The organism is Streptomyces sp. 3211.6 (assembly GCF_003634815.1).
Classification (GTDB): domain Bacteria; phylum Actinomycetota; class Actinomycetes; order Streptomycetales; family Streptomycetaceae; genus Streptomyces; species Streptomyces katrae_A.
This window is the reverse complement of record NZ_RBXC01000001.1, coordinates 1,760,427-1,786,349: the sequence shown is the minus strand read 5'-3', so window position 1 is coordinate 1,786,349 and position 25,923 is coordinate 1,760,427. Positions and strand designations below refer to the sequence as shown.

Here is a 25,923-nt window from a genome sequence, read left to right as displayed (position 1 = left end):
TCACCGTGTTCGCTCCGGGGTTTTTCCCCTTCGCTCCCTGGCGACGTGTTGAACTCTAGCGGATTCCCGGGCCAGCTCAAAAACGCGTTTCCGCAGCGTGCTGCCGACCCGATCACCAGAGGTCACCCGCCGGTCACCTCACCGGCGGCATCTCGCCACCGGTCATAGACTCGCAGCCGTGCACGACCTGCCTCCCCTGGCCCGCTTCGGCGGCCTCCTCGCGACCGACCTCCGAGACGTCACCAGCGATCCCTCGGCCCTCGACTCCACCGGGTTCTGGGTGGTGAGCGCGGACTTCGAAGGCCGGCTGGTCTGCGCGCGCTTCGGGGACATACGCCCCGACCCCGTGCCCGCGCCCGTCCCGGGGGCCTGGCGCGGACCCGCCGCCGACCGCTGGTCCTCCTCCCTCGACCGCTCCGCGTACGTCGCGGGGGTCCGCCGGATCCGCGAGTACATCGCGGCGGGGGAGGTCTACCAGGCCAACCTCTGCCGCGTGGTCTCCGCTCCGCTGCCCGACCCGGCCGCCGCCGACGTGGACGCCCTCACCGCCCTCCTCGCGCGCGGCAACCCGGCCCCCTACGCAGGAACGATTCGGCTCCGCGCCCACGGCGTGGAGATCGCCACCGCCTCCCCGGAGCTGTACCTGCGCCGGGCGGGCCGCCGCGTGGAGTCCGGACCGATCAAGGGCACCGGCCGCACCGCCGCCGACCTGCTGCCCAAGGACCACGCCGAGAACGTGATGATCGTGGACCTCGTCCGCAACGACCTGGGCCGCGTCTGCGCCACCGGCTCGGTCACCGTGCCCCAGCTGTGCGCCCTGGAGGAGCACCCCGGCCTGGTCCACCTGGTCTCCACCGTCAGCGGCGAGCTCGCCGAGGGCGCGGGCTGGCCCGAGCTGCTGGCCGCCACCTTCCCGCCCGGCTCCGTCACCGGCGCGCCCAAGTCCTCCGCCCTGAGGATCATCGAAGAGCTGGAGACCGCCCCGCGCGGCCCCTACTGTGGGGGCATCGGCTGGGTCGACGCCGACCGGGGCACCGCCGCGCTCGCCGTCGGCATCCGCACCTTCTGGATCGACCGCGAGGCCCCCGGCGGGCCCCGCCTGAGCTTCGGCACCGGCGCCGGGATCACCTGGGGCTCCGACCCCGAGCGGGAATGGGCCGAGACCGAGCTCAAGGCGGCCCGGCTGCTCGCGCTGGCCTCGGGCGGGCCCGCCCCGGGCGCGGACGAGACGACGCACGACCTGAGTGGAGGAACCGTACGGTGAGGATCTGGCTCGACGGAACACTGCGGGACGCCGACGACGCGAAGGTGTCCGTCCTCGACCACGGGCTGACCGTGGGCGACGGGGTCTTCGAGACCCTCAAGGCGCAGGACGGCACCCCCTTCGCCCTCACCCGGCACCTGGAGCGGCTGACCCGCTCCGCCCGCGGCCTCGGCCTGCCCGACCCCGACCTCGACGAGGTCCGCCGGGCCTGCGCCGCCGTCCTGGAGGCCAACCCGATGCCGCTCGGCCGGCTGCGGATCACCTACACCGGCGGCCTCTCCCCGCTCGGCTCCGACCGCGGCGAGACCGGGCCCACCCTGGTCGTCGCCGTCGGCGAGACCGCCCGCCGGCCGGACACCACGGCCGTGATCACCGTCCCCTGGGTGCGCAACGAGCGCTCGCCCCTGGCCGGCCTGAAGACCACCTCCTACGCCGAGAACGTGGTCGCCCTCGCCCGGGCGAACCGGGCGGGCGCCTCCGAGGCCCTTTTCGCCAACACGGTGGGGCAGCTCTGCGAGGGCACCGGCTCCAACGTCTTCGTCGTCCTCGACGGCGAACTGCACACCCCGCCCGTGACCTCCGGCTGCCTCGCGGGCATCACCCGCGCCCTGGCCGCCGAATGGACCGGCGCCCACGAGACCGACCTGCCCCTCGACGTCCTGGAGCGGGCCGAGGAGGTCTTCCTGACCTCCACCCTGCGCGACGTCCAGGCCGTCCACCGCATCGACGGCCGCGTCCTGCCCGCCGCCCCCGGGCCGGTCACCGCCAAGGCCATGCGGGTCTTCGAGGAGCGCGCGGCGTCCGACATCGACCCCTGAGCCCCCCTTGAGCCCCCTGAGCCCCCCCGCCCGGGTGACACCGGCGCGCGGCGGGTAGAACGGGACGGATGACCACCACCCTGCGGCCGACCGGGCCGCTTCAGCACAGCGGGGGCGGCGGGCGCTCGCGCCCGTATGAGGTCCGCGTCAACAGCAGGCGGGTCGGAACGCTCCTGATCGCCGCCGACACGCCCTTCGGGCCGACGCTGGGGGAGATCCGCGACCTGGCCATCGACGAGGCGGACCGCCGCCGCGGCCGCGCCACGGTCGCCGCGCTGGCCGCCGAGGAGGTGCTGCGCGGCTGGGGCTGCCGCCGGGTGCGGATCTCCGTCCCGGCGGGCTCCCCGGGCGGCCTGCGGCTCGCCGGGGCCCTGGGATACGCGGAAACGGGCCGGAACATGGCCAAGGAGCTCCCCCAGGACCCGCCGGCCCTCTCCGAAGGGGTGCGGGGCCGGCCGATGACGCAGGCCGAGTACGCGGCGTGGGACGTCCGTGCCCGCGCGGAGTACGCGGCGAGCTGGACGGCCCGGGGCATGCGGCCGCAGGAGGCGCGGGCCAAGTCGGAGGCGGACCACGACGCGCAGCTCCCGCGCGGCCTGGACACCCCGGGCGTCACCTTCGCCGTCCTGGAGGCGGCCGGGACCCCGGTCGGGCACGTGTGGCTCGCGCCGCGCGGGGAGGGCGGCGCGGGGGCGTACGTGTACGACGTCGCGGTCGCCGAGGAGCACCGGGGCCGCGGCCACGGCCGGGACCTGATGCTCCTCGCGGAGCGCGCCGCGATCGCGCGGGGCCACCGCCTGCTGGCGCTGCACGTGTTCGCCGACAACACCCCGGCCCTGCGGCTGTACGAATCCCTCGGCTACCGGACCACGGAGGTGAACTACGCCAAGGAACTCCTCTGAGCCCTCCGGCTCAGCCGCCGGCCAGCAGCCGGTCGGCGATCTCCTCGATCCGGGCGCGCAGGCCCTCCTGGCTCTTGCCGCCGTCGAGGCGCTCGCCGCCGATCACGTAGGTCGGGGTGCCGGTCACGCCGATGGCCTTGCCCTCGGCCTGGTCGGCGTCGACGATCAGGATGTGCCGCCCGTCGATCAGGGCGGTGTCGAACTCCTCGGCGTCCAGCCCCAGTTCACGGGCCGCGTCGAGCAGTACGGCCTCGCCGCGCTCGCCGAGCTCGGCCGCCCTGGCCAGTACCGCCTCCGCGTACGGCCAGCCCTGCCCCTGCTCCAGGGCCTCCTCGGCGGCCTGCGCGGCGGCGAAGGCGTGCTTGTGCTTCTCCAGCGGGAAGTGGCGCAGCCGGATGTCCAGCCGGTCGCCGTAGCGGGCCCGCAGGGCGCGCACGTCGTCCAGAGCGCTGTGGCAGTCCGGGCACTGGAGTTCGCACCAGACGTCGAGGATCACGGAATCGGTCATACGGACAGTCTCCCAGACCACCCGTGCGGCACCGGGGGAGGAGATCCGACCCCGAGATGTCCCGGAGATCGGGCCGGGCGGGCGCGCGGGCATGGCCGCGACGGAGGCGGGCGGTGCAGGATGGAAGGGACAGAACGCCCGCCGCAGACCGCCGGAGGACCGCATGCTCGCCGAGACCATTTGTTCCGCGGTGTCCGCGGCGGGCCTGGGCATCGCCGCCGTGACCGCGTACCGCAGGCGGTTCCTGAGGGCCGTGCGGATCGCCGCGTACGCGCTGGTGCCGGTCGCCCTGGTGCTGACCGGGGTGGTGCAGTGGCTGTCCGGGGTCGTCTTCAAGCCGACCGTGTGGATCGGCTTCGGGCTGCTGGCCCTGGCCTGGGTGCTGTTCCTGGCCACCCGGGCGCTCGAACGGCGCGGCGCGGCGGGCGGGGCGGGCGCGGCGAAGCCCCGCGGGGCCGTCGCCCCGGCCGCCTCCGCGCCCGCCCTCGGCGGCGGGGCCGCCGGCCCGTCCCCGACGCCGCGGAGCGCTCCGGCGGAGGACTTCTCCGACATCGAGGCCATCCTCAAGAAGCACGGCATCTAGCGCACGGCAGCGTTCCCGCGCGGGAGAAGCCCGGGGAAACCACCCGAAGTGAGGAGAGACGGCTAACTACCGCGTGACGCATGGCGTGTTGGGGGCGCCGGGGGGTCGCACTGCGCGATCATCGCCCCGACATGCTCGACACATCCCAGGGTGAGCCGCAGGCTCCCGTTCCCGTTTCCGTTGCCGAGGCCCCCGCGCCCCTCGGGCCCCCCGAACCGCGCGGCTGCCTCTTCGCCCTGTCCCAGCCGCCGCTGATGATCTTCCTGGCGGTGATCGGGCTACTGCTCCTGCTCGCCGCCGTGCACGACCTCTACCTGCTCTGACGCGTGCTCCGGGTGGCTGTCGGCACCCTTGCGGCGCGCCCGGTACGCGGCCACGTGCAGCCGGTTCCCGCAGGTCCGGCTGTCGCAGTAGCGGCGCGAGCGGTTGCGGGAGAGGTCCACGAAGGCCCGCCGGCAGTCCGGGGCCTCGCAGCGGCGCAGCCGCTCCTGCTCGCCGGAGACCACGATGAAGGCCAGCGCCATGCCCCCGTCCGCCGCCAGGTGGTCGCCCACCGAGGCGCCCGGCGCGAAGTAGTGCACGTGCCAGTCGTAGCCGTCGTGGTCGGTCAGCCGGGGGGTGGTGCCGGCGGTGGCCACCAGCTCGTTGATCAGCACGGCCGCGGCGCGGGAGTTCGGCGCGGCGAAGACCTGGGCGAACTTGCCCCGTACCGTCCGGACCCCGGCGAGGTCGCGGGCGGTGAGCTCGCCGACGTCGCTGATCGCGTACTCCTTGACGAAGCCGCGCAGGGCGGCGACGTCCGCCAGCCCGTCGGGCCGGCCGGGCTCGGCCGCTGTGTTGACCAGCGCGACGACGACGTCGAGCGCGCGACGGGTGTCGTGGGGGATCTGCACGGGGTCGCTCCCTGGATGCCGGCCTGGCGGCGACGGGCCGCTGCCGCCGCTGGGGGCCGACTCTAGCGGTTGGCGTCAACAGGGCGCCCGGGCAGCGCGACGGCGCCGCCCTCGCGGGTGGCTCCCGCGGGGACAGCGCCGGTGCTGCCGTATGGGGTTGTCCGTGCGGCACCGTCGCCCCGAGTCGGACGGTGCCGGGCGGCTGGGGGCCTGGCTCAGCTTTCGGCCAGGATGTGGGAGAGCTCCTTGTCGAGGTCGAAGTGCCGGTGCTCGGTCCCGGGCGGGACCGCGGCATCCGTGCGCTTCAGGAACGACTCGAGGGCTCGGGCGGGTGCTTCCAGCAGCGCTTCTCCCTCCGGTGAGCTCAGGGCGATGCAGACGACGCCCTGACCATGGCTGCGGGACGGCCAGACGCGGACGTCGCCGGTACCGGTAGGCCGGTGGAGGCCCTCAGCGAGGAGGTCGCGGGCGAACACCCATTCGACCGTCTCCTCGGCGCCGGTGTGGAAGGTGGCGTGCACGGCGTAGGGATCGGCCGTGTCATACCGCAGGCCCGCGGGAACAGGCAGTGAGGACTCGCTCGACACAACGAGGCGCAGGTGCAGCTCGCAGCTGACCGTGGTGTTCATAAGCGCCAGGGCCTTTCGCTCAGTGTGCGCTCGGGGATTCGCACGTCGGCGAAATCGACATGCCACCTACGGTGCCGTTGTAAACCCCTCTGACCGTTTTGCGGACCTCTGGGTCCCTCGGACGGCGGATCCAAAGCCGCATTCACGTGTGCTTCCGGCTCCGGTAGATTCGGTGCCATGGATACGGGGAGTGACCGCGGAACCAACGAATCCGCTACGGGCGAGACGGCCGCCGAGGAAGCGCCGCACGTCTCGAAGGCGCCCGCCTTCATCAAGGCCAACCGCAGCCTGCACCTGAGCTGGCAGGTCGGCGTCTTCGTCGTCGGCCTGGTCGTCATCGGCGCCGGCATCGCGATGCTCGTCCTGCCGGGGCCCGGCTGGGTCGCGATCTTCGCCGGCCTGGCGATCTGGGCCACCGAGTTCGCGTGGGCCCACCTCGTCCTGCGCTGGACCAAGCGCAAGGTCACCGAGGCCGCGCAGAAGGCCCTCGACCCGAAGGTCCGGCGCCGCAACATCATCCTCACCAGCGCCGGCCTGGTCATCGCGGGCGCGCTGGTCGGCTTCTACCTCTGGAAGTACGGCTTCACCCTGCCGTGGAACCTCAAGGACCAGTGATCGTCCGGAGGTGGTCATGGAGCACCGCTGACATGCGGTAATGTTTGCGGTGTGCCCGGGCGATTAGCTCAGCGGGAGAGCACTTCGTTCACACCGAAGGGGTCACTGGTTCGATCCCAGTATCGCCCACCCGGAGCAGAGGCCCCGGAGATTCGCAAGAGTCTCCGGGGCCTCTGCCGTACCCGCCCGCCCCTCAGCGCAGCCGGCCGAAGGCCTCGCGCAGCCGGCGGGCCTCCCGCAGCCGCCTCTCGTACGTCGCCCCCACCGCCAGCAGCAGCACTCCCGCGAGCGCCGGCGGCACCCAGCGCGGCAGCAGACCCGCCACCTGCACCACGTACGGGGCCAGCTCGTGCACCGCGACCCCCGCCAGGGTGACCCCGCCCAGCAGCAACGGCGCCCGCAGCCGCCGGTGCGCACCCGCCAGCGTCACCGCGAGCGCCCCCAGCCCCAGCAGCAGCGGGCGGGGCCAGTACGGGTCCCCCCAGACGGCGGCCAGGCTCGGCAGCAGCGCCACCCCCAGACCCGGGCCGTACGCCGCCCAGGACGAGGCCTCCGGGTCGCGGCGGCGGCGCACGAGCCCCACCGCCAGGGCCGCCGCCGACGCCGGCAGCGCGTACGCCTCCGGCACCGCCACCCCCGACGCCGCCAGCCGCACCCAGACGGCCGCCACGCCCAGGACCCCCGCCGCCGGACCCAGCCCCCGCCGGTCGGCCCGCAGCGCCCCCGCCGCGCAGAGCGCCCCGCCCAGCGCGAGCACCAGCGCCAGCACCGGGAGGTCACCGGTCGCCAGGACCACCCCGAGCACCCCCGCCCCCGCCGCGGAGACCTCCGCCGGGACGCGCACCGTCCCCAGCGCCGGCCCGAAGGCCACCACCGCCGAGGGAAGGGCCACCACCGCCACCCCCGTCCAGGCGGGCGCCACGCCGCCCAGCGCGCCCAGCGCCACCACCGTCGCCGCCGCGTACCCGACGGCCGCCACCGCGCAGACGCCCCGCACCGCCGCGCGAGCGCCCCCGTACGCCGCTCCGAGCGCGCCTGCGGCACCCAGCACCCCGAACACCGCCAACGTGGCCGCACGGCCGTCCAGAGCCGCCAGGGACACCCCGAAGGCCCCCGCCCCCGCACACCAGCCGGCCGCCCACGCGACGGCCGGCTCCGCGGCCCGCAAGGCCACCGCCCCGGCCGCGAGCGCCAGCGCCAGCTCCACCCCGAGCCCCACCGCCCCCGGCAGCCCCGCCCCCGCGGCCGCCACGAACAGCCCGGCCCACGCACACACCACCGCCCCGGCCCGGGCGGCCGGACCCGGCAGGCCCACCGCGCTCCGGCGGGACGGCCCGCCCGCCGGGGCCTGCGCAGCGCCCGGCGCCGTCGCGGTATCCGCGCCCGGCCCGGCGGCCGCCGGGCCGTACCCCCCGCGGGGCCCGGCTCCGGACGGCCCGGGTCCGCCCGCCCGGAGCCGGGGGAGGAGGACGAAGGCCCCCGCCGCCAGCAGCAGCGTCACCGCGAGCCCCGCCCCCGGCCCCTCCGGGCGCGGGGCCGACCCCGACCAGACCTCGGCCGGCACCGCCAGCCGCGCCGCCAGCAGCCACGCCACCACCGGCAGCCCCGCCAGCGCGCCCAGGGCGGCCACCCCCGCCCCCGCCAGGGCCGGCCCGCGCCGCACCGCCGCCGGGAGCGCGTCCACCCGTACCGCGGCCACCAGCGCGACCCCCGCCGCCACCCGCACCGCCACCGCCCACCACACGTCCGCCCACCCGGCCGGAACCAGCGCCCCCACCGCCGACACCGCCGCCAGACCCCCCGCCACCGAGGCCGCCACGGCCCGCGGCTCCCGCCAGGCCACCGCCACGCCCAGCAGCGCCCCCGCCGCCAGCAGCAGCGCCGGACCGGCCGCCCCGGGCTCCGCCAGCGAACCCGCCAGCCCCGCCGCCAGCGCCGACCCGCCCAGCACCCCCGAGCCCACCCACGCCGGCACCCGCACCGCCCGCCGGACCACCGCCACCGCCGCCACCGCGTCCAGCGCGGCCGTCGCCAGCAGCGCCCAGCCCGTACCCGTCAGGTCCGCCCCCGCAGCGGCCGCCGCCAGCGGCAACGGCAGCTGCGCCGCCCCCACCGCGGCGAGCGGCGCCGACCGCAGCCCGCGCAGCGCCGCCCCGTACCCCGCCCAGAGCGCCGCCAGCACCGCGGCCGCCCACGCCGCGTAGGCGGGACCGTCGCTGCCGGGCAGGCCGGCCGCGTGCAGCGCGTACGCGTCCAGCACCGTCAGCGCCAGCGCCACCGCCGTCACCGCCTCGGCCGTCGAGCGCAGCCCCCGCCGCAGCAGCACGGCGGGCGCCGCCAGCGCCGCCGCCGTCACCAGGCCCAGCACCGCCGAGCGGCCCCCGATGCCCAGGGAACCCCAGCTGAACAGGGTGAACGCCAGGGCGGCCACCGCCAGCAGGACCGCGCCCAGTACCAACAGCACGTTCTGGGCACTCGGCTTCGACTCGGGCGGGGCGGAAGGGGTGGAAGCGCCGGAAGAGGCCGGCGGGGCGAACGGAGCCCCGGCGGGGCCGAAGGCACCCGCCCCCGGCCCCGGCTGCACCCCGCCCGGCTGCCACAGCAGCCGCAGCAGCCAGTCCCGGCGGGCCAGCAAGTGCAGCCGCCGGGCGTCCAGTCGGGCCAGTTCGGCGTCGATGAGCGCCAGCTCGCGGGCCGGCGGCAGAGGTGTGTCCATGCCCGGAGTGTGGCGCCCGTCACGCCGTCAGGACATGGGCGGGCGTACTCAGATCGCCCCTGAGTACCCGCGGTGCCGCCCGGCGCATCCCACCCGTTCCCCGTCCCGGGCGGCCTTCACGGAAAACCGCCCCGGCGCCGCCGGGCGGAGGTCCAGACTGGGAACATGCCCCGCTGGACGCACTACAGCTTCCGCAGCGTGTGGGACCTCGACGCCCCGCCCGCCCTCGTCTACTCCCTGCTGGAGGACCCGCGGCACTACCCCGGCTGGTGGCCACAGGTCCGCCGGGTCGCGCAGACCGACGCGCAGTCCGGGACCGCCGTGATCCGCTCCGTCCTCCCCTACGAGATCCACGTCACCCTCACCGGCCTGCTGCGCGCCCCCGCCCGGGGCGTCCTGGAAGTGGCACTGGACGGGGACCTCGAAGGCTGGGCGCGGTGGACCGTACGCCCGCGCGGCGGCCCCGGCGCCCGCCGCACCCGGGCCGTCTACGAGCAGGAGGTCGACGTACGGGCCCCGCTGCTGCGGCGGTTCGCGCTCGCCGGACGGCCCGCCCTGCGGCTCAACCACGCGCTGATGATGCGGGCCGGACGGCGCGGCCTCGCGGCCAGGCTGACCGCCCCGCCCGAAGCGGTTTGAACAGACCCCGAGGCTCTTGTATTGTTCAGTGCGTTCCCGGGCGATTAGCTCAGCGGGAGAGCACTTCGTTCACACCGAAGGGGTCACTGGTTCGATCCCAGTATCGCCCACCGGGACAGGCCGGTCCGTCTGACGACGGACCGGCCTTCCGCATTCCACGGCCCCGTCCGCCAGGGCCCGCTCAGGCCGCCGCCGGAACCTCCGGGCGCAGCGGCCAGTGCGGATCCACCGCCTCCGGAGTGCCCTGCCGCGCGAACCACGCCTGGAGCCCGCGCGCCTGCGCCGCGTGCCACACCGCCTGGAGCTGGTGCAGCTCCGCCGGGGTCAGCCGCTCCAGCCGCGCCGCGAACCGCCGCCCCACCGCCCGCACCAGCTCCAGCGAGGCCATCGCGTCTGCCGAGGCGTCGTGCGCCCCCTCCAGCTCTATCCCGTAGTGCGCGCACAGGTCCGTCAGCGTCCGGCGGCCCTTGCGGTAGCGGTCCAGGTGCTTGTCCAGCACCCGCGGATCCAGCACCGTCAGCGGCCGGTCGTCCAGGTACCGCGCGAGCGACGACGCCCGGTGCCGGCGCAACTCCCGGTCCAGCAGCGTCAGATCGAACGGCGCGTTCATCACCACCACCGGCCGGCCCGCCATCTGCTGCTCGCTCAGCGCGCGGGCTATCTCCTCCACCACCGGCGCCGGCCAGCGGCCGTTGCGCTGAAGGTGCTCGTCGGTCAGGCCGTGCACTTCCGTGGCACCCCGGGGCACCGGGATGCCGGGATTGACCAGCCAGCGCGTGGCGCGCACCCGGCCGCCCGCGCACTCCTGCACGACGAGCGCGGCGGACACGATCCGGTCCTGCTCGACGTCCACCCCGGTGGTCTCCGTGTCGAAGGCGGCCAGCGGCCCCTCGTACCAGCGTGTCATGGCGAACTCCTCGTCCCCGATCGGCAGACGGGGCGTACCGGGCGCCACCGCCCCGGGACCTGCCGCCCCCGCCGATTCCGTGATACCCGGGCTGTTTGCCCCGTACGCCGTTTGCGCCGAGCCGGGTGCGGAGACAACTCACCTGGGGGGTCGTACACGTGACCGGCCGTCACCCCGCACGTCGACACACCACCACCACACGCACGGCAGAGCCCGGAAGGCATGGGGAGCCGGCCATGGCGCTCGCGCAGCCCGAACCGGGCGGGGTGCTGGACGCGGACACCGGAGCGAGGACCGGTCCGCTGCGCGGCACGCTCGCCACCACCGCCTGCATGGAAACCCTCCAGGTGGGATACCTGCACGCCGTCGCGGCCGCCGCCGGCTGCTCGCTGTCCCAGCCGTTCCCGGACAACGGCGTCGACTGGCACGTCAGCCACGGCGCGCCCGAACACGTCGTCGACGACGAGGTCACCATCAAGGTGCAGTTGAAGGCGACCTACCAGGTCCCGCCGCGGCCGGCCGGGCCCAGCTTCGGCTTCACCCTCGACAACGAGCACCTGGTGAAGCTGGCCCGCACCCCGGTGGCCGTGCACAAGATCCTCGTCGTGATGCTCGTACCGCGGGAGCGGGAGCAGTGGCTGAGCGCCGGGCACGACCGGCTCGACCTGAGGCACTGCTGCTACTGGACCAACCTCGCCGGGCACCCGGTGACCGGCCGGCGCCGGACCACCGTACGGATCCCGACCGCGCGGATCTTCGACGACCGGGCGCTGTGCGAGATCATGACCCGGGTCGGGTCGGGAGGGACACCCTGATGGACCGTCACGCACCGCGCCCGGAGCCGCGCCCGGCACCGCTGCCGCTGCCGCCGGTGCGGCCGGCCCTGCCCGGCACCCCCGATCCCGCGGAGGTCGACCCCCGGGTCCTCGGTGCGCTGCTGCACCGGCACGGCTGGCTGCGGCGCGGCGGCGCGGCGGGCCGGTACGGGCGCTGGACCCCGCCCGGGCAGGGCGGCACCAGCCTGCTCGTCCCCGAGACCCGGACCTTCCCCGACTGCGCGGACCTGCTGGAGGAGGCCCTGACCGCCCTGTCGCGCAGCGGGCTGGCGTCGGCGCGGGAGGTGCTGTTCGGGCTGAGCGTGCCCAGCGACGAGGTCCGCTGGGAGCGGGAGGTACCCGAGGCGCCGTACGGGTTCCAGGGCGAGGCCGCCTGGACCGCGCAGGAACGGCTGCGCTCGGCGGCCCGCCGGCTGCTGCTGGCCGGTGCCCTCGCCGAACGGGCCCGCGCCGGCTACCACGGGGCCCGCCACCGGGCGCAGGCCGAACGGGCCCTGGACCGGGTGCTGGTGGGGCCCGGCCCGGACGGGCGGCGGCTGGCCGCGTACGTGCCGGTGGACGGCGGGCGGGGGCTGGTCACGAGGCTGCACCACGCGCTGCACGCGGCCCGCGAGGCGGTGGACTACCAGCGGGCCACCGGCGGCATGGAAGCCTTCGACGCGGCCGTCGCGGCCGGCGTCAGCCGGGAGCTCGCCGACGCGCTGATCGCCCTCGTCCACGGTTCGGAGGGGGCGCGGATCGCGCTGGCCTGGGCCCCCGCGGCCGGGGTCCCCGCCGGGTGCGCGGCGCGGCCTGAGCCGGTGGAGTTCTCGCCCGGCGACCTGCCCGTGCTCCGCGAGGCCTCGGCCCGCTACACCCGGTCCGAGCCGGCCGTCGCCGTGCGGCTGGCGGGGGCGGTGGTGCGGATGCGGCGGGCGGCTGCGGGGGGCGGGGGGACGGTCCGGCTGCGGGTGCTGGCCGGGGCGGAGGTCCCCTACGTACGGGCCGCGCTGGGGGAGGAGGCGTACCGGATCGCCGTCCACGCCCACCTGGCCGGCCTCCCGGTCCGGATCAGCGGCCGCCTCTCGCGGCGCGGCGGCTTCCGCCGGCTGACGGACGCCGCGGACGTGACCCCCGTCCCGCTGGACGAGGTGGAGCGGGACCGGCTGATGAAGTCCCTGGACGCGGCCTTCGACCCCGAGGACGTACTCCCCTCGGACGACTGAGCCGCCCCCGGCGGGGAGCCGGGGCGTGTTCCGGAGGACCTGCCCGGCCCGCGACGCCCGGCGCCGCGCCCCGCCGCGTGGCCGGGACCGCCCGAGTGCGTCCGGTCCGCGGGCGGCCCTCCGCCCCGGGGCGCACGGCGCCGGACGCCGCAGGCCACGCCCTCCGGCGCCCGGCGCTACTGCTCGCGCCCGCCCCGGGGGGTGTCCGCCGGGCCGGCGCCGGGGTGTGCGGGGGTGCGCGTGAAGGAGGCCATCCGCAGGCCGGGGACCGGGGAGAAGCCGGCGCCCCGGACGAAGCCCAGGCGTTCGTACAGGGTCACCGCCGGGGTGTTGTCCGCGCCGGTGGCGACCTCGACCGTCCGGTCCGGGAAGAGTTCCCCCAGCGCGTGCCGCAGGAGCAGCGAGGCTACCCCCCGGCGGAACCAGGCGGGGTCCACGCAGAGCCGGTCGAGGCCGACGGGGCCGGCGGGCCCCGGGTCCTCCCAGGCCAGGAACCCGGCGATCGTCCCGTCCGGGCCGACCGCCCCCAGCCACTCCAGCCCCCGCCCCCGCATGTCGTCGAGGCTCTCGCCCAGCGCGGGGATCCCGTCGAACCCGATCAGCTCCGCTTCCACGGCGTACGCGGCCCGCCCGATCCGGTGCACGGCGACGGCCGTCGCCTCGTCGGCCAGGTCCAGCGGACGGACGTACGGGTTCGGCATGGGCGGGGATCCCCTCGGGGCGCGGCGGACGAGGCCCGGCCACGCTACCCGCGCCCCCGGCGCCAGGCCCCGGCATTTTCCCGCCGCCGTCGCCGCGGGACCCGGAACAACCGTTTAGCGGCGCGGCCACTCCGCTCGGTACGATTCACACGCGCCGGAACCACCGGCGCTTTCCCGCCCGGCTGCCGCCGGGGCGGGCACCCAGAGTTCAGGAGAAACCGGTGTCAGACGTCCGTGTGATCATCCAACGCGATTCCGAGCGGGACGAGCGCGTGGTGACCACGGGCACCACGGCGGCCGAGCTGTTCGCCGCCGAGCGCACCGTCATCGCCGCGCGCGTCGCGGGCGAGCTGAAGGACCTCTCCTACGAGGTCCAGGACGGGGAGACCGTCGAGCCGGTGGAGATCTCCTCCGAGGACGGCCTGAACATCCTGCGCCACTCGACCGCGCACGTCATGGCGCAGGCCGTGCAGGAGCTGTTCCCCGAGGCCAAGCTGGGCATCGGCCCGCCGGTCCGCGACGGCTTCTACTACGACTTCGACGTCGCCCGCCCCTTCACCCCCGATGACCTCAAGGCCATCGAGAAGAAGATGCAGGAGATCCAGAAGCGCGGGCAGCGGTTCGCCCGCCGCGTGGTCTCCGACGAGGCGGCGCGCGAGGAGCTGGCGGACGAGCCGTACAAGCTGGAGCTCATCGGCATCAAGGGCTCCGCGTCGACCGACGACGGCGCGAACGTCGAGGTGGGCGGCGGCGAGCTGACCATCTACGACAACCTCGACGCCAAGACCGGCGAGCTGTGCTGGAAGGACCTCTGCCGCGGTCCCCACCTGCCCACCACCCGCAACATCCCGGCGTTCAAGCTGATGCGCAACGCGGCCGCCTACTGGCGGGGCAGCGAGAAGAACCCGATGCTCCAGCGCATCTACGGCACCGCCTGGCCCTCGAAGGACGAGCTGAAGGCCCACCTCGACTTCCTCGCCGAGGCCGAGAAGCGCGACCACCGCAAGCTCGGCAACGAGCTCGACCTCTTCTCCATCCCGGACGAGATCGGCTCCGGCCTCGCCGTCTTCCACCCGCGCGGCGGCATCATCCGCCGGACCATGGAGGACTACTCGCGCCGCCGGCACGAGGAGGAGGGCTACGAGTTCGTCTACTCCCCGCACGCCACCAAGGGCGCCCTCTTCGAGAAGAGCGGCCACCTGGACTGGTACGCGGAGGGCATGTACCCCCCCATGCAGCTCGACGGTGGTACCGACTACTACCTCAAGCCCATGAACTGCCCGATGCACAACCTGATCTTCGACGCGCGCGGGCGCTCCTACCGTGAGCTGCCGCTGCGCCTGTTCGAGTTCGGCACCGTGTACCGGTACGAGAAGTCCGGCGTGGTCCACGGCCTGACCCGGGCCCGCGGCTTCACCCAGGACGACGCGCACATCTACTGCACCCGTGAGCAGATGGCCGAGGAGCTCGACCGCACCCTCACCTTCGTGCTGAACCTGCTGCGCGACTACGGTCTGACCGACTTCTACCTGGAGCTGTCCACCAAGGACCCGGAGAAGTTCGTCGGCTCGGACGAGGTCTGGGAGGAGGCCACCGCGGTCCTCCAGCAGGTCGCCGAGAAGCAGGGCCTCCCGCTGACCCCCGACCCGGGCGGCGCGGCCTTCTACGGCCCGAAGATCTCCGTGCAGGCGCGTGACGCCATCGGCCGCACCTGGCAGATGTCGACCGTGCAGCTGGACTTCAACCTGCCGGAGCGGTTCAACCTGGAGTACACCGCGCCGGACGGCTCCCGCCAGCGCCCGGTCATGATCCACCGCGCGCTGTTCGGCTCGATCGAGCGGTTCTTCGCGGTGCTGCTGGAGCACTACGCGGGCGCCATGCCGCCGTGGCTGGCCCCGGTCCAGGCGGTCGGCATCCCGATCGGCGACGGGCACGTGGAGTACCTGCAGGAGTTCGCCGCCGAGGCGAAGAAGCAGGGCCTGCGGGTGGAGGTGGACGCCTCCTCCGACCGGATGCAGAAGAAGATCCGCAACCACCAGAAGCTCAAGGTCCCGTTCATGATCATCGTCGGCGACGAGGACATGGCCGCGGGCACCGTCTCCTTCCGCTACCGCGACGGTTCGCAGGAGAACGGCATCCCGAAGGACGAGGCGCTGGCGAAGCTGGCCAAGGTCGTCGCGGACCGCGTCCAGGTCTGACCCGGCCCGAAGGCCCCCGGAGCGATCACCCGCTGATCACTTTCCGGGGGCCTTCCTCGTTCGCCGGGGCAAGGTCATATGCTGCGTCCTATGACGATTGAGCCGGAGCAGCAGAACGGTGTGGGTACGCACGACGGGTTCCAGCGTCTGTGGACGCCCCACCGGATGGCCTACATCCAGGGCGAGAACAAGCCGACCGGCCCGGAGGCCGGGGACGGCTGCCCCTTCTGCGGGATTCCGGAGATGTCCGACCAGGACGGCCTGATCGTCGCGCGCGGCAAGCACGTCTACGCCGTGCTGAACCTGTACCCGTACAACGGCGGCCACCTGATGGTCGTCCCGTACCGGCACGTCGCCGACTACACCGAGCTCGACGGCCCCGAGACGGCCGAGCTGGCCGACCTCACCAAGCGGGCCATGGTCGCGCTGCGCAAGGCCTCCGGGGCGCACGGCTTCAACATCGGCATGAACCAGGGTTCCGCCGCCGGCGCCGGCATCGCCGCGCACCTGCACCAGCACATCGTGCCCCGCTGGGGCGGGGACACGAACTTCATGCCGATCGTCGGCCACACCCGGGTCCTGCCGCAGCTCCTCGCGGACACCCGCCAGATGCTCTCCGACGCCTGGCCGAACGACTAGGCCGTCTCTCCCGAAGCGCGGGCCGCCCGCCGCTCCGCCAGGACCGCCTCCACGTCGAACTCGGCGATGCCCAGCGGCGGTCCCGGCGGGGGCCGGCGCAGCGCGGTGCGGATCTTCTCGTTGACCTCCGCCAGGACCTCCCTGGCCCGGCGCTCGGTCGGGGCCGCCAGGGCCGTCTCGTGCGCGTCCTCGGCCTCCTTGCGCAGGGCCAGCGAGGGCGGCAGCGGGGTGCAGCCCTCGCGGTGCAGCTTCCCCTTGATCCACCACAGTTCGTCGTACGGGGCGTCCAGGGAGGCCAGCGGCTTGCCCAGGCCCGGCAGCCGGGCGAAGTCGCCCCGGTCGGCGGCCTCTCTGATCTGCCGGTCCACGAAGGACTCGAAGCTGACTCCGGGCGGCTTGCGCTCGGTCACGGCGGCACCTCCCCGGGGCGGATCGGACCCCTCCAGCCTACCTACGCGTCGTAGACGTCCGCCTTGCGCGGGGCCGGCTCCTGGATCAGGCCGTTCATGATCGAGGAGCGGTTGGTGAAGGCCGACGTGTCCACGCCGTTCTCGTCCAGCACCCTGAAGGCCGCCGCGTGCACCGCGCGCAGGACCGGCGCCACGGTGCGCAGGGCGTCGTCCGCCATGAAGCGGTGGCGCCACATCGAGCTCGCCCAGACGTGCCGCAGGCCGAAGGGCTCGGGCAGGACCAGCTTGCCGCCGAAGTAGTCCAGCAGCGGCGGGTACCAGGTCAGGGGGGCGCGCACGGCGAGGCGTACGACCTCGCTCGCGTCCACCAGGGGCAGCGGGCGCTCCACCGTCTCCCAGAAGCGAATGGACTTGGGGACCTCGACGACCGGGGGCTTGGACTTGGTGGTGAACAGGCCGTGCACGGGGCCCAGGGCGTGGGCGGTGACGTCCACGCGCAGGGTCTTGTAGAGCACGGTGACGGTGACCAGCATCGTGATGACGAGCTGACCGTCCCACAGCGGCCACTGGATGCCCAGGTAGTGCCGGTTGCCGGCGCTGAACTGCTGTTCGTTGCAGATCCGGGTGATCTCGTGCGGCTTGATCATGAAGGTGTCCACGTCCTCGCCGCCGGGCCGGGCCACCTCGGCGGCGCCCTCGCCGACGGGGGTGACGATCCAGTGCTGGATCGAGGCGGGCGGGAAGCCTCCGGTGTGCAGGGGGCCGCGCTCCAGCTTGCGCAGTTCGGTGTCGATCGCGCGTATGACGTCCCAGCTGCGGAAGGGGTGGATGTCGTGGCCCTCGGTCTTGGGGGTCAGTTCCTCGGCCATCTGCCAGCTGCCCCAGCGGGTGCCCATGCCGAGGATGCCCTTGGGGCCGGCGTAGAAGACGGAGTTGCTGCGGTCCTCGGCGGTGAGCTTCGCCAGCTGGTGGCGCAGGTCCTCGCGGGCCTTCTCGTCCGGGTTGCCGGGGACGGCCTCCGGGATCTTGGCGGTGACCACGCCCCCGCCGCCGAGCAGGCCGTCCCAGCGGGAGCGCAGGTCGGCGGCGGTCCGCTCGCAGATCCGGCGGGCCCCGTACCAGCCGAGGACGGGGGCGACGATGGCGCCGAGCAGGTACAGCTCCAGCAGTCCGCTGCCGGGCTGGCGGTAGACCACCCGGTAGAGCAGGACGGCGGCCACGAGGGCGACGGCGACCAGCAGGGCGGTGCCGATCCAGCTGGTCTTCCTGCCCTCGCCCTTGGCCAGGGTCTTGCGCAGTTGGAAGAGCCCCAGCCACATCAGCAGGCCGGGCAGGAAGACCACTCCGCAGACCAGCATGATCAGGCGCAGCCGGCGGTCGCGCTCCTTGCGGATGCGGGAGGCGGCCAGGCAGTGTTCCACGACGGTCTGCGGGTCGGCGCCGAAGGACTGGATGAGCGGTTTGCGGCCGGCTCCCAGGGTGCGGGCCTCGACGGCGCGGCAGAAGGCCTCGCCGAGGTTGGGTTCGAACAGGGAGATCTTCGGGTCCTTCACCGAGGCCGGGTGGTTCTCGCTGTTGGCCCCGAGGATGTCCTTGAGCTTGGTGTCCTTGCCGCCGTCGCGGTACGCGGCGGAGGCGAGTGCGTTGGTCGCCGCGGTCTGGCCGCCGCCCCCCTGGAGGGGGATCTGTGCCCCGGGCCTGAAGTCGAAACCGTCGTCCGCCACCGCTGCCCCCATCGCCGTGCCACTGTGCTCTTTGCCTGTTGTGCCGTTGTGCCGTTGTGCCGTTGTGCTGGTCGTGCCGTCGTGCGTGTTGCGGACCGTTGTGCTCCGCGTCGCGCCGAAAAGCCTAACGGCGCGGCCGTCCCCATGGTCATGGGACAGGGAAATACCGCCCACCGCAAGCGGGTTGGGTGGGCGGTGACCGGAGCGCAGGGTGAGCGCCATGACTCCTAGGTCAATGGGCTTCCCTTCTCGGCCTGTTCGCGAACCTTGTCCGCAAGGTGCGGGGGCATCGGCTCGTGCCGGGCGTAGCCGCGGCCGAACCGGCCGGTGCCGTGCGTGACCGACCGCAGGTCCACTGCGTAGCGGCCGATCTCGATCTCGGGGACCTCCGCGCGCACCCGGGTCCGGCCGGGCTCGGCCTGTTCGGTGCCGACCACGCGGCCGCGCCGGCCGGCCAGGTCGCTCATGACCGGGCCCACGTACTCGTCGGGGACCACGACGTCGAGTTCGGCGACGGGCTCCAGCAGCTGGACGGCGGTCTGCGCGGCGGCCTCGCGCAGGGCGAGGGCGCCGGCCGTCTGGAAGGCGGCGTCGGAGGAGTCCACCGAGTGCGCCTTGCCGTCGAGCAGGGTGATCCGTACGTCGACCAGCGGGTAGCCGGCCGCGACCCCGCGGGCGGCCTGCGCCCGTACGCCCTTCTCCACGGACGGGATGAACGAGCGGGGCACCGCGCCGCCGACCACCTTGTCGACGAACTCGATGCCGCTGCCGGGCGGGAGCGGTTCCACCTCGATCTCGCAGATCGCGAACTGGCCGTGCCCGCCGGACTGCTTGACGTGCCGGCCGCGCCCGGCGGCCTTGGCGCCGAAGGTCTCGCGCAGGCTGACCTTGTGGGGGACGGGGTCGACCTGGACCCCGTAGCGGGTGCGCAGCCGTTCCAGGGCGACCTCCTGGTGGGCCTCGCCGAGGGACCACAGGACGAGCTGGTGGGTGTGCGGGTTCTGCTCCAGGCGCATCGTGGGGTCCTCGGCGACGAGCCGGGCCAGGCCCTGGGAGAGCTTGTCCTCGTCGGCCTTGCTGTGCGCCTCGATGGCGAGGGGGAGCAGCGGCTCGGGCATCGCCCACGGCTCCATCAGCAGGGGGGCGTCCTTGGCGGAGAGGGTGTCGCCGGTCTCGGCGCGGGTGAGTTTGGCCACGCAGGCGAGGTCGCCGGCGATGCAGGTGCCGAGGGTGCGCTGCTGTTTGCCGAAGGGGGAGGTGAGGGTGCCGACCCGCTCGTCCGCCTCGTGGAGGGAGCGGTCCTCGTGGAGCCGGTCCGCCAGGCCGTGCCCGGAGACGTGGACGGTCTCCTCGGGGCGCAGGGTGCCGGAGAAGACCCGGACGAGGGAGACGCGGCCGACGTAGGGGTCGGAGGAGGTCTTGACGACCTCGGCGAGGAGCGGCCCGGCGGGGTCGCAGACGACGTCGGGGCGCGGGCTGCCGTCGGGGGCGGTGACGGTGAGGGGGGCGCGTTCGGCGGGGGTGGGGAAGCCGCCGGTGATCAGTTCGAGGAGTTCCACCGTGCCCAGGCCCTGGCGGGCGCCGTCGGCGGCGGGGGCGGCCATCAGGACGGGGTGGAAGGTGCCGCGGGCGACGGCCCGCTCCAGGTCGTCGACCAGGGTCTTGACGTCGATGTTCTCGCCGCCGAGGTAGCGGTCCATGAGGGTCTCGTCCTCGCTCTCGGCGATGATCCCCTCGATGAGGCGGGCGCGGGCGCCCTCGATGAGGGCGAGCTCGGCGGGGTCCGGGTCGCGTTCGGCGCGTGCGCCGGAGCTGTAGTCGTAGACGCGCCGGGAGAGCAGGCCGAGCAGGCCGGTGACGGGGGAGTGGCCGTCGGGCCCGGGGGCGGCGAGCAGGGGGAGGTAGAGGGGGATGACGGCGTCCGGGTCGTCGGCGCCGAAGATCTCGCCGCACACGGAGGCCATCTGCGAGTAATCGGAGCGCGCTGCCTCCAAATGGGTGACGACGATGGCGCGCGGCATGCCGACGGCCTCGCACTCGTCCCAGACCATCCGGGTCGCCCCGTCGATCCCGTCGGCGGCGGAGACCACGAAGAGGGCCGCGTCGGCGGCGCGCAGACCGGCCCGCAGTTCCCCGACGAAGTCGGCGTATCCGGGGGTGTCCAGCAGGTTGATCTTGATTCCGGCCCATTCGACGGGGACCAGGGAGAGCTGGACGGAACGCTGGCGGCGCTGCTCGATCTCGTCGTAGTCCGAGACCGTGCCCCCGTCCTCGACCCGTCCGGCGCGGTTCACGGCCCCCGCGGTCAGGGCCAGGGCTTCGACCAGGGTGGTCTTGCCGGCGCCGCTGTGGCCGACCAGCACGACGTTCCGCACGGAGTCGGGGCGGTCGGCCGTCAGTGCCCTGCCGGCGGCCCCGGCTTGGTGTGATGTGGGTCCCATGGTGCTCGTGCCTCCCGGTGTCGCGGTGAAGGAGGGTGATCGGGGTCCTTCGAGCTTTGCACTGGCGTCACACTGCGTCCATACGTCGTACCGGTCACGGACGGCGGCGTGAAGACGCACCCGGCAGGGGGTGGCCGAAGCATTGCGCCCGGCGAACCGGAGGGTGCGGGGCGCCCCGCACCCGGGGTGCTGGCTACGATGGGCCAGCCGGTGGCCGATGTGGCCGCGCGGCCCAGCGACCCTCTGGGAAGGCCATGCTGAACAAGTACGCGCGTGCGTTCTTCACGCGTGTTCTCACGCCGTTCGCCGCATTTCTCCTCCGCCGGGGGGTGAGCCCGGACGCGGTCACGCTGATCGGCACCGCCGGCGTGGTGGCCGGGGCGCTGGTCTTCTTCCCCCGGGGCGAGTTCTTCTGGGGCACGATCACCATCACCCTCTTCGTCTTCTCCGACCTGGTGGACGGGAACATGGCCCGCCAGGCCGGGGTCTCCAGCCGCTGGGGCGCGTTCCTCGACTCCACCCTCGACCGGGTGGCCGACGCCGCCATCTTCGGCGGCCTCGCGCTCTGGTACGCGGGCTCCGGGAACGACAACGTGCTGTGCGCGGTGGCGATCTTCTGCCTGGCCAGCGGCCAGGTGGTCTCGTACACCAAGGCCCGCGGGGAGGCGATCGGCCTGCCCGTGGCCGTCAACGGGCTCGTGGAACGCGCCGAGCGCCTGGTGATCTCGCTGGTCGCGGCCGGTCTGTCCGGGCTGCAGACCTTCGGGGTGCCCTCCTGGATCGGCGTGCTGCTGCCCATCGCCCTGTGGGTGGTGGCGGCGGGCTCGCTCGTCACGCTGGTCCAGCGGGTGGTCACGGTACGCCGAGAGGCCGCCGAGGCCGACGCGGCGGCGCCCGCCGAGGGCGGCGCGCACTGATGGCCGGCGCCAAGGACAAGCTGGTCGACGGGTTGTACGGGCTGGGCTGGGCGGGCGTCAAGAAGCTGCCCGAGCCGGCGGCGGCGGCCCTCGGCCGCAAGATCGCCGACGTGGCCTGGAAGCGGCGGGGCAAGAGCGTGCTGCGCCTGGAGTCCAACCTGGCCCGGGTGGTGCCCGACGCCGGGCCCGAGCGCCTGCGCGCGCTCTCGCAGGCGGGCATGCGCTCGTACATGCGCTACTGGATGGAGTCCTTCCGGCTGCCCGCCATGGACCCCCGGCGGTTCGGCACGGACGTCTCGATAAAGGACGACCACATCCTGCGCGAGGCCCTCGCCTCCGGCCGCGGCGTGATCGTGGCCCTGCCGCACCTGGCCAACTGGGACCTGGCCGGAGCCTGGGTCACCGGGCACGTCGGCGTCCCCTTCACCACGGTCGCCGAGCGGCTGAGGCCCGAATCCCTCTACGACCGTTTCGTGGCCTACCGGGAGAGCCTGGGCATGGAGGTCCTGCCGCACAGCGGTGGGGCCGCCTTCGGCACCCTCGCGCGCCGGCTGCGCGCCGGCGGACTGATCTGCCTGGTCGCGGACCGGGACCTGTCCTCCTCCGGGGTTGAGGTGGACTTCTTCGGCGCCACCGCCCGGATGCCCGCCGGGCCCGCGCTGCTGGCCCAGCAGACCGGGGCCGCCCTGCTGCCGGTCACCCTGTACTACGGGGACGCGCCCAGGATGTACGGCCGGATCCACCCCGAGGTGGCCGTGCCCGCATCGGGGACCCGGGCCGAGAAGACCGCCACCATGACCCAGGTGGTGGCCGACGCCTTCGCCTCGGGGATCGCCGAGCACCCGGAGGACTGGCACATGCTCCAGCGGCTGTGGCTCGAGGACCTGGAGGAGCGCCCGAAGTGAAGATCGGCATCGTCTGCCCGTACTCCTGGGACGTACCGGGCGGCGTCCAGTTCCACATCCGCGACCTGGCCGAACACCTGATCAGGCTGGGCCACGAGGTGTCGGTCCTCGCCCCCGCCGACGACGAGACCCCGCTGCCGCCCTACGTGGTCTCGGCCGGCCGGGCCGTGCCGGTGCCCTACAACGGGTCCGTGGCCCGGCTGAACTTCGGTTTCCTGTCGGCGGCCCGCGTCCGGCGCTGGCTGCACGACGGCGTCTTCGACGTCATCCACATCCACGAGCCGGCCTCCCCCTCCCTCGGGCTGCTGTCCTGCTGGGCGGCGCAGGGGCCCATCGTGGCCACGTTCCACACCTCGAATCCCCGTTCCCGGGCGATGATCGCGGCGTATCCGATCCTCCAGCCGGCGCTGGAGAAGATCAGCGCCCGGATCGCGGTCAGCGAGTACGCCCGGCGCACCCTCGTCGAGCACCTCGGCGGGGACGCCGTGGTCATCCCCAACGGCGTCGACGTCGACTTCTTCGCGAAGGCCGAACCCAAGGCGGAGTGGGGCGGGCAGACCCTCGGCTTCATCGGCCGCATCGACGAGCCGCGCAAGGGCCTGCCGGTGCTCATGGCTGCCTTCCCGCGCATCGTGGAGGCGTGCCCCGACGTACGGCTCCTCGTGGCCGGCCGCGGCGACGAGGAGGAGGCCGTCGCCTCCCTGCCCGCCGGGCTCCGCTCCCGCGTGGAGTTCCTCGGCATGGTCTCCGACGAGGACAAGGCCCGGCTGCTGCGCAGCGTCGACGTGTACGTGGCCCCCAACACCGGCGGCGAGAGCTTCGGGATCATCCTGGTCGAGGCCCTGTCCGCCGGGGCGGCCGTCCTCGCCTCCGACCTCGACGCCTTCGCGCAGGTACTGGACCAGGGTGCCGCCGGGGAACTCTTCGCGAACGAGGACGCCGACTCCCTGGCGGACGCGGCGATCGCCCTGCTGCGCGACCCGGCCCGGCGCGCGGAGCTCAGCGCCCGCGGCTCGGCCCACGTCCGCCGCTTCGACTGGTCGACGGTGGGCGCGGACATCCTGGCCGTCTACGAGACGGTCACCGACGGCGCGGCCGCCGTGGGCGCAGACGAACGCGTCCCGCTGCGCACCCGCCTGGGCTTCTCCCGGGACACCCCCTAGCCTCCGGTAGTGTCGCCGCCCGTGATCGAAAACCTTGTCTGGATCGCGGTGGCGCTCGCCGTCGTCGGGGTCTACCTCAGCTGGACCGCCGGGCGGCTGGACCGGCTGCACACCCGGATGGACGCCGCCCGGGCCGCCCTGGACGCGCAGCTCGTGCGCCGCGCCTCCGTCGTCCTGGAGGTGGCCACCTCGGGGGCGCTCGACCCCGCCTCCTCCCTCGTGCTGTTCGAGGCCGCGCACGCCGCCCGGCAGGCCGAGGAGGAGCACCGGGAGGTCGCCGAGAGCGAGCTCAGCCAGGCGCTGCGCGCGGTGTTCGCCGACGCCGACCAGGTGGAGGTGCTCAAGGCCGCCCCCGGAGGCGTGGAGGCCGCCGAGGAACTGGCCGCCGCCGTGCGCCGGGTGCCGATGGCCCGGCGCTTCCTCAACGACGCCGTACGGGCCGCCCGCGCGCTGCGCAGGCACCGCAAGGTCCGCTGGTTCCGGCTGGCCGGACACGCGCCGTTCCCCTTGGCCTTCGAGATGGACGACGAGCCGCCGGCCGACCTCGCGGACCGTCCCGTCTGAGCGGGCCGGCGGGTGCCGTGGAGCCCGCCACGGGGCCGAACGGGGGTCCACCAGGGCCGCCGGGGACAAATCAAAGAGCCACCGGCTCCATATTGGCCCTTGTAGTGGACTGGTCGGTGGGGTTGTCTCTGCCGAGTAGTACCCGTCTCCCTTTCGAGTTCGTTTCGAGTGAGGTCAACCCGTGAGCACGCTTCCCACCTCCCCCCAGTCCGCTGAGTCGGCCATCGGCACCTCCCGCGTCAAGCGCGGCATGGCCGAGCAGCTCAAGGGCGGTGTGATCATGGACGTGGTCAACGCCGAGCAGGCGAAGATCGCCGAGGACGCCGGCGCCGTGGCCGTCATGGCCCTGGAGCGGGTTCCGGCCGACATCCGCAAGGACGGCGGCGTGGCCCGCATGTCGGACCCGAACATGATCGAGGAGATCATCGAGGCCGTCTCCATCCCGGTCATGGCCAAGTCGCGCATCGGCCACTTCGTCGAGGCCCAGGTGCTCCAGTCCCTCGGCGTCGACTACATCGACGAGTCCGAGGTCCTGACCCCGGCCGACGAGGTCAACCACTCCGACAAGTGGGCCTTCACCACCCCCTTCGTCTGTGGCGCCACCAACCTGGGCGAGGCCCTGCGCCGCATCGCCGAGGGCGCGGCCATGATCCGTTCGAAGGGCGAGGCCGGCACCGGCAACGTCGTCGAGGCCGTCCGCCACCTGCGCCAGATCAAGAACGAGATCGCCAAGCTGCGCGGCTTCGACAACAACGAGCTGTACGCCGCCGCCAAGGAGCTGCGCGCCCCGTACGAGCTCGTCAAGGAGGTCGCCGAGCTCGGCAAGCTCCCCGTCGTCCTGTTCTCCGCCGGTGGCGTCGCCACCCCGGCCGACGCCGCCCTGATGCGCCAGCTCGGCGCCGAGGGCGTCTTCGTCGGCTCCGGCATCTTCAAGTCCGGCGACCCGGCCAAGCGCGCCGCCGCCATCGTGAAGGCCACCACCTTCTTCGACGACCCGAAGGTCATCGCGGACGCCTCCCGCAACCTGGGCGAGGCCATGGTCGGCATCAACTGCGACACCCTCCCCGAGGCCGAGCGCTACGCCAACCGCGGCTGGTAAGGCACCCCACGATGAGCAACCCCCCCGTGATCGGTGTCCTGGCGCTCCAGGGCGACGTACGGGAGCACCTGATCGCCCTGGCCGCGGCGGACGCCGTGGCCAGGCCGGTCCGGCGTCCCGAGGAGCTCGCCGAGGTCGACGCGCTGGTCATCCCCGGCGGCGAGTCCACGACCATGTCGAAGCTCGCGGTCCTGTTCGGCATGCTGGAGCCGCTGCGCGAGCACGTGCGCGCCGGCATGCCCGTCTACGGCACCTGCGCCGGCATGATCATGCTGGCCGACAAGCTGCTCGACGGCCGTGACGACCAGGAGACGCTCGGCGGCATCGACATGATCGTCCGCCGCAACGCCTTCGGCCGTCAGAACGAGTCCTTCGAGGCGAAGATCGACTTCGCGGGCATAGCGGACGGCCCCGTCGAGGGCGTCTTCATCCGCGCCCCCTGGGTCGAGTCGGTCGGCGCCTCCGCCGAGGTCCTGGCCACGTACGACGGCCACACGGTCGCCGTGCGCCAGGGCAACGTGCTGGCCACCTCGTTCCACCCGGAGCTGACCGGCGACGACCGAGTCCACGCGTACTTCGTCGACATGGTGCGCGCGGCGCTGTAATCAGGTCCCGGTAAGATCTGAGACGAACACTGTTGGTTACGC

26 protein-coding genes and 2 tRNA genes are annotated in these 25,923 nt (G+C 74.0%); 19 read left to right on the top strand and 9 right to left on the bottom strand.

Going from position 1 to position 25,923, the window contains the following annotated elements; all coding sequences use genetic code 11:
- The first annotated feature begins 178 nt into the window (after positions 1-178).
- From BX286_RS08350 to BX286_RS08340, 3 genes are all read left to right on the top strand, one after another.
- The gene (locus BX286_RS08350; RefSeq protein WP_079425122.1) at positions 179-1,264 is read left to right on the top strand and encodes a chorismate-binding protein; all 1,086 of its coding nucleotides are present in this window, start codon (positions 179-181) and stop codon (positions 1,262-1,264) included.
- Entirely contained in the window at positions 1,261-2,082 is an 822-nt protein-coding gene (locus BX286_RS08345) for an aminotransferase class IV (protein ID WP_121014792.1), read from the top strand. The genes BX286_RS08350 and BX286_RS08345 overlap by 4 nt, the downstream gene beginning before the upstream one ends.
- Positions 2,083-2,150: 68 nt before the next feature.
- Positions 2,151-2,984, top strand: coding sequence for a GNAT family N-acetyltransferase (locus BX286_RS08340; RefSeq protein ID WP_121014791.1), 834 nt, complete (start codon positions 2,151-2,153; stop codon positions 2,982-2,984).
- A gap of 10 nt (positions 2,985-2,994) precedes the next feature.
- Here BX286_RS08340 and BX286_RS08335 read toward each other — a convergent pair whose 3' ends face one another.
- Positions 2,995-3,492 carry a DsbA family protein gene (locus BX286_RS08335; protein ID WP_079425116.1) on the bottom strand — a complete coding sequence of 166 codons (498 nt, stop codon included), beginning with the start codon at positions 3,490-3,492 and terminating at the stop codon, positions 2,995-2,997.
- Positions 3,493-3,655: 163 nt separating this feature from the next.
- Between BX286_RS08335 and BX286_RS08330 the strand changes: the two genes are divergently transcribed.
- Positions 3,656-4,075 carry a hypothetical protein gene (locus tag BX286_RS08330; protein ID WP_121014790.1) on the top strand — a complete coding sequence of 140 codons (420 nt, stop codon included), beginning with the start codon at positions 3,656-3,658 and terminating at the stop codon, positions 4,073-4,075.
- 131 nt (positions 4,076-4,206) lie between these two features.
- A complete protein-coding gene (locus BX286_RS08325) occupies positions 4,207-4,398 on the top strand; it encodes a hypothetical protein (protein WP_079431610.1) in 192 nt (63 codons plus the stop codon).
- On the opposite strand, the gene BX286_RS08320 is transcribed toward BX286_RS08325, so the two are convergent.
- On the bottom strand, positions 4,354-4,968 hold the full coding sequence (locus BX286_RS08320) for a CGNR zinc finger domain-containing protein (RefSeq protein ID WP_079425113.1): 615 nt from the start codon (positions 4,966-4,968) through the stop codon (positions 4,354-4,356). The two genes, BX286_RS08325 and BX286_RS08320, sit on opposite strands and share 45 nt — an antisense overlap.
- A gap of 215 nt (positions 4,969-5,183) precedes the next feature.
- Complete coding sequence (locus BX286_RS08315; RefSeq protein ID WP_030011909.1) at positions 5,184-5,597, bottom strand: SsgA family sporulation/cell division regulator; 414 nt, start codon at positions 5,595-5,597, stop codon at positions 5,184-5,186.
- A gap of 177 nt (positions 5,598-5,774) precedes the next feature.
- Between BX286_RS08315 and BX286_RS08310 the strand changes: the two genes are divergently transcribed.
- On the top strand, positions 5,775-6,212 hold the full coding sequence (locus BX286_RS08310; RefSeq protein WP_079425111.1) for a TIGR02611 family protein: 438 nt from the start codon (positions 5,775-5,777) through the stop codon (positions 6,210-6,212).
- A gap of 57 nt (positions 6,213-6,269) precedes the next feature.
- Positions 6,270-6,341, top strand: a tRNA-Val gene (locus BX286_RS08305).
- Positions 6,342-6,405: 64 nt separating this feature from the next.
- Here the strand turns inward: BX286_RS08305 and BX286_RS08300 are convergent.
- Complete coding sequence (locus BX286_RS08300) at positions 6,406-8,928, bottom strand: SCO7613 C-terminal domain-containing membrane protein (RefSeq protein WP_121014789.1); 2,523 nt, start codon at positions 8,926-8,928, stop codon at positions 6,406-6,408.
- A 165-nt stretch (positions 8,929-9,093) separates the two neighbouring features.
- Between BX286_RS08300 and BX286_RS08295 the strand changes: the two genes are divergently transcribed.
- On the top strand, positions 9,094-9,567 hold the full coding sequence (locus tag BX286_RS08295) for an SRPBCC family protein (RefSeq protein WP_079425109.1): 474 nt from the start codon (positions 9,094-9,096) through the stop codon (positions 9,565-9,567).
- Positions 9,568-9,605: 38 nt separating this feature from the next.
- Positions 9,606-9,677 (top strand) — tRNA-Val (locus BX286_RS08290).
- A gap of 71 nt (positions 9,678-9,748) precedes the next feature.
- On the opposite strand, the gene BX286_RS08285 is transcribed toward BX286_RS08290, so the two are convergent.
- Positions 9,749-10,474, bottom strand: coding sequence for a 3'-5' exonuclease (locus BX286_RS08285; RefSeq protein ID WP_079431609.1), 726 nt, complete (start codon positions 10,472-10,474; stop codon positions 9,749-9,751).
- Between the two features lie 236 nt (positions 10,475-10,710).
- Between BX286_RS08285 and BX286_RS08280 the strand changes: the two genes are divergently transcribed.
- Together BX286_RS08280 and BX286_RS08275 are read left to right on the top strand one after the other, a co-directional pair.
- On the top strand, positions 10,711-11,289 hold the full coding sequence (locus tag BX286_RS08280; protein ID WP_079425107.1) for a DUF4365 domain-containing protein: 579 nt from the start codon (positions 10,711-10,713) through the stop codon (positions 11,287-11,289).
- On the top strand, positions 11,289-12,515 hold the full coding sequence (locus tag BX286_RS08275) for a hypothetical protein (protein ID WP_079425105.1): 1,227 nt from the start codon (positions 11,289-11,291) through the stop codon (positions 12,513-12,515). Before BX286_RS08280 ends, BX286_RS08275 begins: the two co-directional genes overlap by 1 nt.
- Before the next feature lie 176 nt (positions 12,516-12,691).
- Here the strand turns inward: BX286_RS08275 and BX286_RS08270 are convergent, their stop codons facing one another.
- The gene (locus BX286_RS08270) at positions 12,692-13,216 is read right to left on the bottom strand and encodes an N-acetyltransferase (RefSeq protein WP_079425103.1); all 525 of its coding nucleotides are present in this window, start codon (positions 13,214-13,216) and stop codon (positions 12,692-12,694) included.
- A gap of 221 nt (positions 13,217-13,437) precedes the next feature.
- On the opposite strand from BX286_RS08270, the gene thrS reads away from it, so the two are divergent.
- Positions 13,438-15,414, top strand: a complete 1,977-nt coding sequence (thrS, locus tag BX286_RS08265) for a threonine--tRNA ligase (RefSeq protein ID WP_079425101.1) — start codon at positions 13,438-13,440, stop codon at positions 15,412-15,414.
- A gap of 78 nt (positions 15,415-15,492) precedes the next feature.
- Positions 15,493-16,053, top strand: a complete 561-nt coding sequence (locus tag BX286_RS08260) for an HIT domain-containing protein (protein WP_079425099.1) — start codon at positions 15,493-15,495, stop codon at positions 16,051-16,053.
- Here the strand turns inward: BX286_RS08260 and BX286_RS08255 are convergent.
- From BX286_RS08255 to BX286_RS08245, 3 genes are all read right to left on the bottom strand, one after another.
- Entirely contained in the window at positions 16,050-16,463 is a 414-nt protein-coding gene (locus BX286_RS08255) for a DUF1992 domain-containing protein (RefSeq protein ID WP_121014788.1), read from the bottom strand. The two genes, BX286_RS08260 and BX286_RS08255, sit on opposite strands and share 4 nt — an antisense overlap.
- A gap of 41 nt (positions 16,464-16,504) precedes the next feature.
- Positions 16,505-18,187, bottom strand: a complete 1,683-nt coding sequence (locus tag BX286_RS08250) for a hypothetical protein (protein ID WP_100865187.1) — start codon at positions 18,185-18,187, stop codon at positions 16,505-16,507.
- Between the two features lie 227 nt (positions 18,188-18,414).
- A complete protein-coding gene (locus BX286_RS08245; RefSeq protein ID WP_121014787.1) occupies positions 18,415-20,628 on the bottom strand; it encodes an elongation factor G-like protein EF-G2 in 2,214 nt (737 codons plus the stop codon).
- Positions 20,629-20,882: 254 nt separating this feature from the next.
- On the opposite strand from BX286_RS08245, the gene pgsA reads away from it, so the two are divergent.
- From pgsA to pdxT, 6 genes are all read left to right on the top strand, one after another.
- On the top strand, positions 20,883-21,545 hold the full coding sequence (gene pgsA, locus BX286_RS08240; protein WP_079425091.1) for a phosphatidylinositol phosphate synthase: 663 nt from the start codon (positions 20,883-20,885) through the stop codon (positions 21,543-21,545).
- Positions 21,545-22,450, top strand: coding sequence for a phosphatidylinositol mannoside acyltransferase (locus BX286_RS08235; RefSeq protein WP_121014786.1), 906 nt, complete (start codon positions 21,545-21,547; stop codon positions 22,448-22,450). Before pgsA ends, BX286_RS08235 begins: the two co-directional genes overlap by 1 nt.
- On the top strand, positions 22,447-23,613 hold the full coding sequence (locus BX286_RS08230) for a glycosyltransferase family 4 protein (RefSeq protein WP_079425087.1): 1,167 nt from the start codon (positions 22,447-22,449) through the stop codon (positions 23,611-23,613). The genes BX286_RS08235 and BX286_RS08230 overlap by 4 nt, the downstream gene beginning before the upstream one ends.
- A gap of 21 nt (positions 23,614-23,634) precedes the next feature.
- Complete coding sequence (locus BX286_RS08225) at positions 23,635-24,177, top strand: hypothetical protein (protein WP_079425085.1); 543 nt, start codon at positions 23,635-23,637, stop codon at positions 24,175-24,177.
- 181 nt (positions 24,178-24,358) lie between these two features.
- A complete protein-coding gene (gene pdxS, locus BX286_RS08220; RefSeq protein ID WP_079425083.1) occupies positions 24,359-25,276 on the top strand; it encodes a pyridoxal 5'-phosphate synthase lyase subunit PdxS in 918 nt (305 codons plus the stop codon).
- 11 nt (positions 25,277-25,287) lie between these two features.
- Positions 25,288-25,881, top strand: coding sequence for a pyridoxal 5'-phosphate synthase glutaminase subunit PdxT (gene pdxT, locus BX286_RS08215; RefSeq protein WP_121014785.1), 594 nt, complete (start codon positions 25,288-25,290; stop codon positions 25,879-25,881).
- Positions 25,882-25,923 lie beyond the last annotated feature (42 nt).

Coding starts and splice junctions, on each gene's coding strand:
- BX286_RS08285 (WP_079431609.1), bottom strand. CDS start 10,474: ATGACACGCTGGTACGAGGGGCCGCTGGCCGCCTTCGACACGGAGACC.
- BX286_RS08275 (WP_079425105.1), top strand. CDS start 11,289: ATGGACCGTCACGCACCGCGCCCGGAGCCGCGCCCGGCACCGCTGCCG.
- BX286_RS08340 (WP_121014791.1), top strand. CDS start 2,151: ATGACCACCACCCTGCGGCCGACCGGGCCGCTTCAGCACAGCGGGGGC.
- BX286_RS08260 (WP_079425099.1), top strand. CDS start 15,493: ATGCTGCGTCCTATGACGATTGAGCCGGAGCAGCAGAACGGTGTGGGT.
- BX286_RS08245 (WP_121014787.1), bottom strand. CDS start 20,628: ATGGGACCCACATCACACCAAGCCGGGGCCGCCGGCAGGGCACTGACG.
- BX286_RS08315 (WP_030011909.1), bottom strand. CDS start 5,597: ATGAACACCACGGTCAGCTGCGAGCTGCACCTGCGCCTCGTTGTGTCG.
- BX286_RS08310 (WP_079425111.1), top strand. CDS start 5,775: ATGGATACGGGGAGTGACCGCGGAACCAACGAATCCGCTACGGGCGAG.
- BX286_RS08335 (WP_079425116.1), bottom strand. CDS start 3,492: ATGACCGATTCCGTGATCCTCGACGTCTGGTGCGAACTCCAGTGCCCG.
- pgsA (WP_079425091.1), top strand. CDS start 20,883: ATGCTGAACAAGTACGCGCGTGCGTTCTTCACGCGTGTTCTCACGCCG.
- BX286_RS08325 (WP_079431610.1), top strand. CDS start 4,207: ATGCTCGACACATCCCAGGGTGAGCCGCAGGCTCCCGTTCCCGTTTCC.
- BX286_RS08235 (WP_121014786.1), top strand. CDS start 21,545: ATGGCCGGCGCCAAGGACAAGCTGGTCGACGGGTTGTACGGGCTGGGC.
- BX286_RS08270 (WP_079425103.1), bottom strand. CDS start 13,216: ATGCCGAACCCGTACGTCCGTCCGCTGGACCTGGCCGACGAGGCGACG.
- BX286_RS08300 (WP_121014789.1), bottom strand. CDS start 8,928: ATGGACACACCTCTGCCGCCGGCCCGCGAGCTGGCGCTCATCGACGCC.
- BX286_RS08330 (WP_121014790.1), top strand. CDS start 3,656: ATGCTCGCCGAGACCATTTGTTCCGCGGTGTCCGCGGCGGGCCTGGGC.
- BX286_RS08280 (WP_079425107.1), top strand. CDS start 10,711: ATGGCGCTCGCGCAGCCCGAACCGGGCGGGGTGCTGGACGCGGACACC.
- pdxT (WP_121014785.1), top strand. CDS start 25,288: ATGAGCAACCCCCCCGTGATCGGTGTCCTGGCGCTCCAGGGCGACGTA.
- BX286_RS08295 (WP_079425109.1), top strand. CDS start 9,094: ATGCCCCGCTGGACGCACTACAGCTTCCGCAGCGTGTGGGACCTCGAC.